The sequence below is a fragment of the Dyadobacter sp. HNCC25DJ185 genome (assembly GCF_056895195.1).
In genome coordinates, this window is sequence record NZ_JBXHAR010000001.1 from 1,267,161 (window position 1) to 1,281,295 (window position 14,135).

Sequence of the window (14,135 nt, forward strand, 5' to 3'; positions counted from 1 at the left end):
AATGAAAAAAATAACCATACTAGGTATCACGCTGAGCCTCTTTCTATCTTCATGCGGCGACGGTTTCCTGACCGAGACCGACCCGACGAAAGTAGGTGTTGATGTATTCTACAAAAACGAGGCGCAGGTAAAGCAGGCTCTGAACGGCGTTTACAGCCAGGTTCAGGCGTTGAACAATACGGCCTATCTCTTCGGGGAATTTTATACAGACAATACGACCATTGACCTCAACCCTTCCGATCGCGGGGGAGCCGGCGGCTGGGAAGCATTTGAATTTGGAACGGTCAACTCAGGAAACGGAGAAATCGCAAACTTGTGGAACGGCTACTATGCAGCCCTTTACAATTGCAACCTCACGCTCGAAAAAATGGTAGACGCCACCATTGACGATGCGCCCAGAAAGGAGATCGAAGGACAATTGAAATTCCTCAGGGCTTATATGTACTTCAATTTAGTACAATATTTTGGCGATGTGGTGATTGTTACTTCAACCCTGAAGACGCCGGACCCTGCATTTGATCTGGTAAGATCCCCACAAACCGAGGTTTGGGCCCAGGTAACCAAAGACCTCACCGAAGCAGCGGCTGCGCTTCCTGCGGCTTACGCAAGTGCTGCTGACAAAGGCCGGGCAACAAAAGGTGCCGCCCTGAGCCTGCTGGGTAAATCGTATCTGATCAACAAGAAATATGCGGAAACGATAACCACATTGAAGCAGGTCACTACGCTTGGATATGCCTTAAACGCGAACTACGCGGATAACTTCGATCCGTCGCCGGCTAAAAAGAACGGCCCTGAATCCATTTTCGAGATTCAGTACCAGGGTGACAATGACCTCGGCGAATGGAGTAATTTTGAATATGTCTTTGCCCCGAGGGTATCGAAAGGAGCAATTACAGGCTATTCTTCTGGTTCAAACGGAGGAAGGAATGTGCCGACAAATGATATCATTGCTGCCTACGAGACGGGTGACCTGCGGAAAGACATTTCCTTGAAAACCAGTTTCACGCTGGATGGAAAAGTGTATCCGGTACCCTATGTAGCCAAATATAACTATCCGCATACAATCGTTGGCCGTACAAACACCAACTGGCCGATCCTTCGGTATGCTGATGTACTGCTGATGCTTGCCGAAGCAACGAATGAAGTTTCCGGGCCAACCGGCGAAGCATTGGGGTACGTAAACCAGATCCGCAAACGCGCCGGCTTAGCCGACCTTACCGCTACCGACAAGGTCGCTTTTAAGGCTGCCGTTTTAAAAGAAAGGAGACTGGAACTCGCATTTGAAAACCAACGCTGGTTTGATCTGAAAAGAACGAAAACCCCTGCGGAGTGGGCCGCGTTTATGAATGCGCACGGAGCTATGGAACGCGCCAAACCAACTGTCGACAGGGGCAATGTCCCATTCAATTCTACGGATTATGTGTATACGGAAAACGAGTATTATCTCCCAATACCAGCTCCGCAGATCCTGATCAATGCCAAGCTTACCCAAAACCCGGGTTATTGATTTTATGGTTATCCTGAGCGGAGTCAAGACTCGTTGCCTGTTAGGCGCGATGCGGTGACTCCGCTCATTTGCCATACAGATATTTTAACTATATGTCTGTCTTTGACACATTCTGAGAATATCTGTAACTTTAACTATCGCAAATCGTTATCATAACAATATTATTTTTTGTCAAATTATTCTATTCCTCAATTCTATCCTTGAGAATCTCTGCAAACAGTGAACTTGAAGCAGCTTTGCCCCAGTCGTCAGACAAGACAGAGCAGGATGGCATGCGGCCTCGTTCATTTTAGTATTGTACAATATTTCAGGTAATCATACTGGATATTTCTAAACCCATAATCTTATACATTGTGTTACTCCAAGCAAACGAAACTTTTTGGCTTTGGCAATTTTTAGGGCGGCTACACCCATTGATGGTGCATTTTCCGATTGGGCTTTTATGTGTCGCGTTATTACTTGAACTTATTGATTGGAAGCGACGGTCAGCCGGACTCAGGGATGCGATCAACATACTCACCTGGGTAGGTGCGATCAGTGCTGTTTTTGCCGTAATCTTTGGTCTGATGCTCGCAGAAGCGGAAGATGCCAGCGGCGGCAGTTTCGATATTCACAAATGGTCAGGCATTGCCACCATGGCATTGGCCGTCATCGCGACTTTCACATTAAGATCTAAAAACAGGGCAGTTTACCGCTCTTTAATCTTCACCACAGTTTTTGGTGTTTCATTTGCGGGACACTACGGTGCAATGCTCACCCACGGCGACGACTATCTTTCAAGCGTGCTGCCCGGCGGTAAAGCCGGAACCATAGAGCCAGGCGGGGCCGACGAAGCATACTTCGTACTGACTAACACCGGGGCGCTCAACCCGCAGCAGGTACAGGAACTGAATGTGCAGGTCAGGACTATCCTGGCCCACAACTGTTACAGCTGCCACAGCGAGACCAAAACAAAAGGCGATCTACGTCTCGACAGCAAGGACGCCATTATGAAAGGTGGTGAAAACGGGGTGGTTGTTATTCCCAATCACCCCGATAAAAGCGAGCTCATCAGGAGAATATCCCTTCCAAAGGGTGATAAGGATGCGATGCCGACCAAGGGCAAGCGGCTCACCGAAAAGGAGGTCAATGTATTGAGGTTCTGGATCGAAAAAGGCGCGCTTTGGCCCGATGGCAAAGAAAAAAGCATTTACCGTGTTGCCGCATTGGAACCACGCATGCCAGCTCTTCCGGCGCCAACGGGCGACCTGACCAAACCGATCGACCTTTTTGTCAATGCTTATTTTCAAAAAAATAAAATTGCCTGGAAACCAGTAGTGGACGACCGTATCTATATTCGCCGGGTTTACCTCGACATCATTGGGCTGATCCCGGAACCAGAAAAAGTGGAAGCCTTTGTAGCCGACAAACGTCCCGACAAACGTGAACAACTTGCGAAGGAATTGCTTGGTCGCAATGATGATTACGCTCAGCATTGGATGTCTTTCTGGAACGATGCATTACGGAACGATTATTCGGGCACAGGTTACATCACAGGCGGTCGGTTCGACATAACCAAGTGGTTATACGCGTCATTGCAAGGTAACAAACCGTATAATTGGTTCGTGAAGGAGCTCATCAGTCCAACCAAAGCATCAGAAGGATTTATTCGGGGAATTAAGTGGCGCGGAACGATCAACTCCAGTCAACGCACCGAAATGCAGGCAGCGCAAAATGTGTCACAAGTGCTGCTCGGACTGAACCTGAAATGTGCCTCCTGCCACGACAGTTTCATCAGCGATTGGAAACTAGCCGATTCTTACGCTTTCGCCAACATATTTGCAGATACCCTTTTGGAAATAAACCGCTGCGACAAACCCACTGGTAAGATTGCCGGCACAAAAATACTTTTCCCGGAACTGGGCGAGATCAGCGTCAATGCCAGCACCGAAAAACGCCTGCGCCAGCTCGCCGACTTCCTTGTTCAACCAAAAGACGGCAGGCTTTACAGAACCGTAACAAACCGCATCTGGGCACAACTGCTCGGAAGGGGAATTGTGGAACCTGTAGATATGATGGACAATGTTCCTTGGAGCGAGGACCTCCTCGATTGGCTTGCTTCGGATTTCGTTGCCAATGGCTATGACATGAAGAAACTGATCTATACCATCGTTACCTCCAAAACCTACCAACTTCCCTCTACGTCTGTCAAAGAAGCACAGGACATCATGGCAAACGACTATAAGTTTACCGGTATGGTCAGGAAAAGACTTTCCGCCGAGCAGTTCTCCGATGCAATCTCGGTTGCTTTCAATCCAATGTACCCCGATTCGGCCGTGGTATATAAGCTACTACCCGATGATATGAAGAGCCGTCTTCCGTTTGCGCGTGCGGCCTTTGTGAAGAATGATCCATTCCTTACTTCGTTGGGGCGGCCCAACAGGGAAACTGTGAGTACAAGCAGGACTTCGCAGGCAAATCTGCTACAAGCGCTTGAACTGACTAACGGGAACAAGTTCACCCAGACACTGATACAGGGCTCGAAGGAGTGGAAGGCAAAATATACCACATCCGATTTGCTCGTTACTGCCTTGTACAGGAAAGCACTCGGGCGTGCCCCATTGCCAAAAGAGATCGCGGCTGCCAAAAAAATCCTGGGCTCGGTACCCAATGAAGAAAGTATTCAGGATCTGGTCTGGGCCATTGCGCTAGTCCCGGAATTCCAATTGATTTACTAAAAATATCAAATGGATAAAAAGGCAGGTGATTATAGACTGCATTAAAAGATTAAAACTCATGGTACTTATTTAGCATTCTATACTTTTATTGTAAATAAATATTTTTAAATAGTATAAAAAGTATTAAATGCACAAACCGAGTTTGCTATAAATAATTGAAATTCAGTATTTTAAAAAATAAGATAAAATGAAAAGCCAATGGAATAGGAGAGAGTTCTTGCAGCACGCCAGCGCCGCAACACTTGCCGCCCTGGCAGCCGGGGCTCCGATATCAAGCCTGTTGTCTTCCTGCAAAGGAAAGTCGGGATCCAATTCGTCTGCGGATACCGTTATACTACTTTGGATGGCCGGCGGGATGGCGCACACCGAAACGTTCGATCCGAAACTCTATACGCCCTTTGAAAAGGACATGGAGGGCAACCGCGTACTAAGCACCTTTAAATCGATGCCCACGAAGTTGGACGGGATACATTTTTCGGAAGGCCTGCAGTCTATTGGAAATGTAATGGATAAGGGGACCTTGATCCGTTCGTATGTGGCCGCCGACATGGGGCATATACTGCATTCGCGCCATCAGTATCACTGGCATACCTGTTATGAGCCCCCTCAAACTGTTGCTGCTCCGCACATTGGATCATGGATCGCAAAGGAACTCGGACCCAAAAATCCGGTCATTCCGGCATTCGTGGACATTGGGCAGCGCTTCACAGTAGGGGAGGCAGAAGAGCTTAAGGCCTTCCACACCGCAGGTTTTCTCGGCAATGAATTTGGCCCGTTTTTCATTCCGGACCCAAGCCAGGGGCTCGAAAGCGTACGCCCGCCTGTTGGAATGGATGCGAAAAGATTTGAAAGAAGAAACCAGCTCTATAACGAGCTGATCAATAACAGCCCGGTTGGCGAATTCGGCAGCGACTACCAGCGCGAATCCCTGAAACGCTCCATGGAACAGGCCTATGCATTGCTTAATTCACCTGAGTCGAAAGCATTTGACCTGAGCACCGAGCCCAAGGCAAGTTACGACGTATACAACACAGGGAAATTCGGCCTCGGTTGCCTGCTGGCTCGCCGGCTGACCGAGCAAGGCGCGCGTTTTATCAGTGTAACCACTGAATATGAACCATTTAAAGGTTGGGATACGCACGAAAACGGACATACTCGCTTGGAAGAAATGAAAAAGCAGATTGATGGTCCGATTGCCCAGCTCATTAAGGACCTCGATGAGAAAGGGTTACTTGATCGTACCATGGTGGTGCTTGCAAGCGAATTCAGCCGAGATATGATGGTAGAAGGTCGTCCAGACCAAAAAGTACTGGAGCAGGTTGCCCAACCCGACATTCTTTCTGATCTGAAATTCTACGGAATGCATCGACATTTTACTGACGGCTGCTCGATGCTGATGTTTGGCGGCGGCGTCAAAAAGGGCTTTGTGTACGGTAAAACTGCCGACGAGCGTCCTTGCAAAACCATCGAAAACCCTGTCAAGATTGATGGCATTCATCAGACCATTTACCACGCACTGGGTATCGCACCGGACACCCAGTACGAAGTAGAGAAAAGACCATTTTATACAACTCCAGACGGAAAGGGGAAGGCGGTGATGGAACTGCTTTCGTAACACCTACCAGCAGATTTGAAAACACCCGGAATCATCGCCGGGTGTTTTTTTGTGGGTTATGTCCTAAAAAGTCATGTAAATTAAATATCAATTAAAACCAGACAGAGCAGGACAGTCTGTTATCTCAATCATTCTACTATTGCATTAAATATTACTATAAGGATTAAAAATTGGCCTTTACGGACTCCAATGACATTTTATTCTCAAAGTAGTGATACGCTCATCAACAAAATCCAATGATCTGAAAACCTGATTTTTTAATTCTGCATTGGATTATCATGCCATTTTTAAAATAAGACTAAAACAATAATAAATATTTTTTTTCGGGTAACCCCAAAGTGACTATTCCTAAACAACAAACCTTTATCAAGTCAATTCCCATGTATCTGCTAAATTTTTTTAACTAAACCAAGTCCTATGAATCAATTTCGACAATCCACTCATTGTGCAAGATTGAACTCCATGCTGAGGCTTTCGGTAAGCCAGGTGCTTATCGGGGCAGCCTGTGGTCTCAACGCAATGGCTTACAACCATCTTGCACCGGCCCCGCTCGTAGAAAGCAACTATGTCAAAATCGACAGATCGATCAAAGGTAGGGTCACAGACGACACAGGAGAGAAAGTGCCAGGCGCGAGCATTGTGGTTAAAGGAACTACCACCGGTACCGTTACCGACGCCGAAGGCCAGTATACCATTAACGTTCCGGATCAAGGCGGTGTTTTAATATTTTCTTCAGTAGGGTACCTGACCCAGGAAATAGCGCTTGGATCCAATTCCACCGTCGATGTCAAGTTGGTCACCGACGCGAAAGCACTTACCGAAGTAGTCGTAGTAGGTTATGGTAGTCAGCTGAAAAAGGAAATTACCGGCGCGGTCCAAACCATTAAGGCCGACGAAATCAAGGATATGCCGGTTTCGCAGGTTACCCAGAAGCTTCAGGGAAAACTGGCTGGTGTACAGATCAACCAGACAACCGGTAAACCCGGACAAGGTATGTCGATCCGTATTCGGGGACAGTTGTCCGTTTCCGCAGGTAGCGATCCGCTATATGTAATCGACGGTTTCCCAATCACAGGTAGCATCGGCAACATGAACCCAGACGAAATCGAGGACATCACGATTCTTAAAGATGCCGCCTCAACTTCTCTCTACGGTTCACGTGCAGCGAACGGAGTTGTGCTGATCACAACCAAAAAATCGAACAATGGCAAAACCAACATCGCACTTAACGTGTACGCAGGTACCCAGAATGTACCTGATCGCGGATTGGTCAAAATGTTGAATGCGGAAGAATTCGCCCAGTTTAAAAAGGAGTATTACGAAGACCAGAACCAGGCTGTGCCGGCTGAATTCCAGGATCCTTCCCAATACAGGGGTAAAAACAATGACTGGTACCGTGCCTTGTTGCGCCGTGCACCGCTTCAAAGCTATAACTTAACTGTAACGACCAACACAGAAAAATCCAGTACTTCCGTAGTTGCCGGGGTTTTCAATCAGCAGGGTGTTGTTTTAAACAACTCCTATAAAAGGTACTCGTTACGTATCAACAACGAATATCGTGTGAGTAACAAAGTGAAACTGGGCTTTAATATTGCTCCGTCTTACATTTTTGACAACACACCGAAATCGGACGGTAACCGTGGTACCGGTATCCTCTTCAACGCGTTGCATACCTGGCCTGTTATGCCTATTTATGATGCAAATGGCAACCTGACCACCTATAACGAATTCCCGGGTAACACAGGAAATATCTTCAAATATCCAAACTGGGTACGTGCCGCGCAGGAACTTGTGAACGAAACCAAGAAAACCGGTTTCCTGGGTAACGCATATATTGCGTACTCTCCAATAAAAGGCCTGACGTTGAAAAGTTCTTTCAACACGGAGTTTTTAGCACAGAAGTTCTACTATTTTAACCCGTCGACTGCCACTTACCAGATCAACGTACCGATCCCTACGACTGCATCGTCTGTTCGCCAAAACCTGCAAAATTTCAGCTGGGTAAACGAAAATATTGCGACTTACAATAAAACGCTGGGCGATCACAATTTTGAGTTATTGGCAGGTTTTACAATGCAAAAATTCCGTCAGGAAGTATTGACAGTCTCTGCGAACACATATCCGGATGACCGGATCACGACCCCACAGAGCGCGATCAATATTTCAAGGGGTAACGGAACCTCAAGTAGCGTTGACCAATATACACTGGCATCTTACCTTTCGCGATTAACGTACAACTACAAAGGTAAATACTTGTTCACCGCAGCGTTACGTGCCGATGGCTCCTCCCGCTTTGGTGCTGACAACCGTTGGGGAACGTTCCCTTCTGCTTCGATCGGCTGGGTAGTTTCGGATGAAGAATTCCTGAAAAGCGTAAAGCAAGTATCATTTGCTAAATTGAGATCGAGCTATGGTGTGATTGGGAACAACAATATCGGTAACTACACGCAATATGCTTTGGTGAACAATACTGTTAACTCCGTGTTCGGAAGTACTGTGGCAGCTGGCGCGGCTGTAACCTCACTTGCCAACCGTAACTTAGGATGGGAAAAAACAAAGCAATTTGACTTAGGTTTAGACCTTGGCTTATTCAACGACCGCATCACTTTTGTGTATGATTATTACAACAAAAGAACAAGTAATCTGCTTTACAGTGTGCAAATCGCCCAAGAAGCAGGTTTTGGAAACTTTAATGACAATATCGGGGAAATTAAGTTCTGGGGAAATGAATTCTCTCTTACAACCCGCAACACAGTAGGCCAGATTAAATGGACAACCAACGCCAATATTTCTATTAACAGAAACAAGGTGCTGTCTCTTGCCGACGGAATTGACCGTGTTTATGGTTCGGTTAATATCACCCAGGTAGGCAAGCCTTTCGGCCAGTTTTATGGTTTAGTTAAAGACGGTTATTACACTTCCGCGGAGCAGCTTACCAACTCACCTGTTGTGCCCGGCCGCTCCGCTATCGGGGTGATCAGATACAAGGACCTCAATGGCGACGGTGTGATTACCAACGGAGGGGACAAGGATGACCGGACTGTGATTGGAAACCCGTTCCCTAAATTCACCTACGGTATCACCAACAATGTGTCCTATAAAAACTTCGACCTCTCTGTGACAGGCTCAGGCTCGCAGGGTAACCAACTCTATGTGACGCACTTGTACAGCACGGCTAACCTGGACGGTGTATTCAACATGGTTGCAGGCGTGAAAGATCGCTTCCGTGTTAAAAATGCATTGGTTGACGGAAAACAAGTTGCTACTACGATCATTACCGAAGGAGCAGGAAAGTTTGGTGCCACAAACAATGGAGGAAACTACACAGGTCTTGAAAGAGACTGGGCCAGCACACAATTCCTGGCGAACGCATCTTTCTTTACGATCAAGAATGTTACACTGGGCTATAACGTGGGCGTAAAAAACAAGATCTTTAAATCTGCCAGGCTTTACGCTTCTGTTCAGCAGCTGTATGTGTTTACGAAATACTGGGGCGGACCTAATCCGGAAACCAGCTCACAAGATGATGGCAACGGCGATGGAGGTAACCTCAGCCAGGGACGTGACCTTTCTAACTATCCGGTGCCACGTACCTGGACAGTGGGGATAAACCTCAATTTCTAAATACCGCAACTAGCTATCTATCATTTTATCGATATTGACAATGAGAAAAAAAATAATAATTGCTTGTTTAGCCACAATGGCATTTACGAGCTGCCAGGACAAATTCCTGACCGTGACGCCGGAGACTTCGTTGAGTTCCAATACTTTCTTTAAAACCCAGGCTGATTTTCAGCAGGCCGTAAACGCTACGTATGCGCCACTGAGAACCATTTTCAATGACCGCGCGTGGAAATTGGGAGAGTTGCATTCGGACAATGCCTATTATGCAAGAAATCCCCTTTATGGTGCGGTGGATGCGACGGAAAACATTGCTGATTTTGCCATTCCTACCGCTAACGGCGTTACGGCCAATGACAATGTTTTGCAGCAATGGCGTCAGGACTATCTGATTATTTCCCGTGCTAACCAGGTTCTGCAGCTGATCGATGGAGTAGATTTTGACGCCGCGGTTAAAGCAAATTTGAAAGGTCAGGCACTATTCCTGCGAGCGTTCGCCTATTTTGAACTTGCCCGGTATTTCGGATCGGTCCCTCTTCACCTAGAGCCGGTTACCAACCGCCAGGAGGCTGCGTTGCCCTTGTCAAAGGTAGAAGACGTTTATGCCCAAATAGAAAAAGATGCCAAAGAAGCTTCGACTTCCTTGTTGTCCAAATCAAAACAAGAGGCGGGAAGGGTTACTTCCGGAACGGCTAAAACGTTGCTGGCAAATCTCTACATTGTTCAGAAAAAATGGGCTGATGCGGCAACCTTGCTCAGCGATATCGTGAAAAGCGGGGAGTACTCACTCATGCCAAATTACGATGATGCATTCTCTGGAACATCTGCCAACAAAAACAATGCGGAATCCGTTTTCGAAGTGCAGTACATGGAAGGTTCGGCAGGTTATAACGGAAATTTGATCTACCAGATCCTTCCTTCACCGATCACTGCCGCAGAATTGTTACCGATTACGGGTACCAGCAATCCACAGGGTACTTCGCAAGAAAGTAACGATATACCCACCCCGGACATCATTGCTGCTTTTGAGCCAGGTGATAAAAGAAAGGATGTGAACATTGGGTACGTTACATTAAGCCAGAGCTTAAGAGCGGATAAAAAATATCCTTATATCAAGAAATTTGCGCGTCCTCACTCACAACATAACAACACCGGACAGAACTTCCCGGTTTACCGTTATGCTGAAGTGCTGCTGTTCCTTGCTGAGTCGTTGAACGAACAAGGCAAACCGGCAGAAGCTATTCCGTATCTGAACATGGTACGCGCAAGGGCCGGCCTGGCAGCAACAACTGCGTCTTCCCAAGCGGACCTTCGGGAAGTGATCTTTAAAGAAAGAAGAGTTGAACTGGCGTTTGAAAACAAAAGATGGTTTGATATCGTGAGAACCGGACGAATTCAGGAGATCATCGTTCCTTATGGCGCGAGAGTGAAGGCAAATCCGACAGCGTATTACTTCCCCGAAGGATCGTTCCCTCCCGGAAATGCGTTTACTGTTTTGGATCAATACTATGGTCTTCCAGCCGTAGAATCCGCTCTAACGCCTAATTTTTAATTGCATACTATGAGCGAGTGGATATCCAAGGTTTTATTCACCCGCTTATTGAACAAAACAAGTGCACAGGCTTCGCCTGCTGCACTTGTTTCTTTTTGGAACAAGCGTATTTGGCCGTGCCACACCCGACACAACAGGATAGTCTGATCGAACATTACTCCTAATATTGCTTATTATCAGATTATTTGAAGTTTTTGTTAGTTTTATTTAAGACAACAGTAACCATGTCAGCACTTCTCCTTCTACGGATATCTCATGCCGGGATCTTGGATGAAACAACTTTATTCACTATTATTTCATAATTTCTTAACCTCTGAACTGTAAAATGTACACAAAACGACAATGGTCAAAACTTCCGATGACGCTCGCGGCAATAGTGGCTGTGGGGGTTTTCTGCGGAGTGATGCTTAGTAACCGAACTGCCAGTCATCGTCCTCCAGGCTCGAAAGTTGATAAACTCAAATTGCCGGAAGGCTTCAAAGCGGAACATTTGTACAGTCCTTCTGAAGAGAAGAACGGTTCATGGGTTTCTATGACATTTGACAACAAAGGCAGGATGATCACGTCCGATCAGTACGGAGGTTTGTTCCGCCTTGTACTTCCTCCAATCGGTTCTACAGAAAAACCGACAGTTGAACCGCTTAAAATAGAAGGTGACACCGCAACAATCGACATGGGTTTTGCACATGGGCTTTTGTATGCTTTCAACAGCCTTTATGTCATGGTCAACAACAGAGCGAGTTCCCGGTTTCATAAGGGAAGCGGCTTGTATCGTTTACAGGATACTAATAATGATGATCAATATGACAAAATCACACTGCTTAAATCTATGAACGGTGAGGGTGAACACGGGCCTCACAGCGTACAGTTGTCGCCTGACAAAAAATCACTGTATGTTGTTGCCGGGAACCATACTGATCTTCCGAAGATGGATTCATACCGTTTGCCTAATAACTGGGGAAATGATAACCTCTTTCCTTTCATCAAAGATCCGAGAGGTCATGCTAACGATAGAATGGCACCCGGCGGCTGGATTGCGCATACAGATCCGGAGGGTAAAACCTGGGAATTGGTAAGCGCTGGATACCGCAACCCGTTCGACATCGCGTTCAATGAAGCGGGCGATATGTTTACCTATGATTCCGATATGGAATGGGACTTTGGCACACCTTGGTACAGACCTACCAGGATTTGCCATGCAACAAGTGCGAGCGAATTTGGATGGAGGACGGGTGACGCTAAATGGGCTCCGTCATTTCCAGACAATGTCGGCCCGATTATGAATATCGGCCAGGGTTCTCCAACAAACCTGATATACCTGAAAGATGCACTATTCCCAGAAAAGTATAAGAACACGCTTCTGGCATTTGACTGGAGTTTCGGTATCATGCATGGGATCCATCTGAAACCATCTGGCGGAACATACGTCGCCGATCATGAAGAATTTTTGTCAGGATCCCCTTTGCCACTGACGGATGGCGCGATTGGTCCGGACGGCGCACTGTACTTTTTGACTGGAGGTCGCCGTCTCGAGTCAGATCTTTATCGTGTTTACTACAAAGACTATAAAAATTTAAAGCCTGGATCGAATGTGGCGGCCATAACTATCACTCCAGAGCACAAATTACGAACTGATCTCGAAAAATATCACCTGGGTATAGATCCAAAAGCTGTGAGCGACGCATGGCCTTATCTTGCCCATGCCGACCGCTCTGTACGATATGCGGCACGTCTGGCAGTTGAACATCAGCCCGTAGCAGAATGGAAATCGAAAGCACTTACTGAAACGAATCCTCAGACAAAGGTTTACGCCCTGCTTGCCCTTGCCCGTCAGGGAAGCCAGTCAGACAAGGAGGCGCTTCTTAAAGCGTTGACAAGTATCGATTTTAAAAAACTGTCTGAAAGCAGGCAACAAGATCTCTTGCGTGTATTCGAAGTAGCTTTCTTCAGGTATGGTACTCTGGAAGGTGCTTTAAGAACACAAGTAACAGATTATATAAGCCCCCATTATCCGTCATCATCTGCTTTGAGCAACCGTCTTTACAGCAAGTTGCTTGTTTTCCTTGAAGCACCAAAGGCTGTTGAACGTACACTGGCACTGCTGATGAAAAACGAAGTATTTGACGATAAAGACAATGAGACAGCTACCGCATCAGCTGATCTTATTTTGAGAAATCCTCAATACGGTTTGGATATTGCCGGTATGCTGGAAAAAATGCCTGCGAAACAACAAACATTCTACGCGTTTGTCCTCAGTGGTGCAAAAACAGGTTGGACACCGCAGCTGCGTGACGACTATTTCAAATGGTATGACAAAGCATTCAGCTTCCAGGGTGGAAGAAGTTACATTGGCTTTATAGAAAAGGCCCGCCAAATTGCGCTTAAAAATGTACCTCAAGACAAACTGGCGTACTACAACAAGTTATCAGGAGCCGATAAACTGACAGCCAGTGGAAACGACCTCGCGAAACAATATAGTCCAAAAGGCCCTGGCAGGGGATGGAAAGTGGAAGAAGCCGTTGCTTTGGTCCAGGACAGCCTCGCAAACCGCGACTTTGAAAAAGGAAAAATGATTTTCTCGGCAGTGCTCTGCAACAGATGCCATATGATCCAGGGCGAGGGTTCCGATGTAGGGCCGGACCTGACGCAACTTGGAACACGCTTTTCGGTGAAGGATATGCTTGAATCGATCATTATCCCTGACAAAACAGTTTCCGACCAATATGCATCTGTGGCTTACACGCTCAAAAATGGCGAATCGGTAGTGGGTCGTCAGATCAATGAAGACGCCAACTTCTATTACATCGCGCAAAATCCGTTTGACCAAAAGACCATTCGTAAAATCAGTAAAAAAACGGTCGCGTCTACCAAAATGTCGACAGTTTCTGTCATGTTGCCCGGGCTAATTAATGGATTGAATCCCAATGAATTAAGAGACCTGGTTGCTTACTTGATGTCTGGCGGAAACAAGCAAAACCCGATTTATACTGAAGGCGCAAAAGCACCAAAAGGCGGAAAATAGATCAATCCGTCTGTGAGTAGATTACAGCTTATTAAGCTTAAGATAGTGATGCCACGAACCGCGGCATCACTTCTTTTTTTCTATTGGCCCATAGAATTACC

At 46.6% G+C, this 14,135-nt stretch carries 6 protein-coding genes; all 6 read left to right on the plus strand.

Annotated elements, in window-relative coordinates; genetic code table 11:
- Position 1 precedes the first annotated feature (1 nt).
- The 6 genes from AC1XUF_RS05250 (at position 2) to AC1XUF_RS05275 (ending at position 14,034) form a co-directional block, all read left to right on the plus strand.
- Complete coding sequence (locus AC1XUF_RS05250) at positions 2-1,507, plus strand: RagB/SusD family nutrient uptake outer membrane protein (RefSeq protein WP_483340607.1); 1,506 nt, start codon at positions 2-4, stop codon at positions 1,505-1,507.
- 416 nt (positions 1,508-1,923) lie between these two features.
- Positions 1,924-4,224 carry a DUF1549 domain-containing protein gene (locus AC1XUF_RS05255; protein ID WP_483340608.1) on the plus strand — a complete coding sequence of 767 codons (2,301 nt, stop codon included), beginning with the start codon at positions 1,924-1,926 and terminating at the stop codon, positions 4,222-4,224.
- A gap of 187 nt (positions 4,225-4,411) precedes the next feature.
- Positions 4,412-5,839, plus strand: coding sequence for a DUF1501 domain-containing protein (locus tag AC1XUF_RS05260; RefSeq protein ID WP_483340609.1), 1,428 nt, complete (start codon positions 4,412-4,414; stop codon positions 5,837-5,839).
- Positions 5,840-6,256: 417 nt separating this feature from the next.
- Positions 6,257-9,463, plus strand: coding sequence for a SusC/RagA family TonB-linked outer membrane protein (locus tag AC1XUF_RS05265; protein WP_483340610.1), 3,207 nt, complete (start codon positions 6,257-6,259; stop codon positions 9,461-9,463).
- Between the two features lie 76 nt (positions 9,464-9,539).
- A complete protein-coding gene (locus AC1XUF_RS05270) occupies positions 9,540-11,012 on the plus strand; it encodes a RagB/SusD family nutrient uptake outer membrane protein (RefSeq protein WP_483340611.1) in 1,473 nt (490 codons plus the stop codon).
- 325 nt (positions 11,013-11,337) lie between these two features.
- The gene (locus tag AC1XUF_RS05275) at positions 11,338-14,034 is read left to right on the plus strand and encodes a PQQ-dependent sugar dehydrogenase (RefSeq protein WP_483340612.1); all 2,697 of its coding nucleotides are present in this window, start codon (positions 11,338-11,340) and stop codon (positions 14,032-14,034) included.
- Positions 14,035-14,135: the final 101 nt, after the last annotated feature.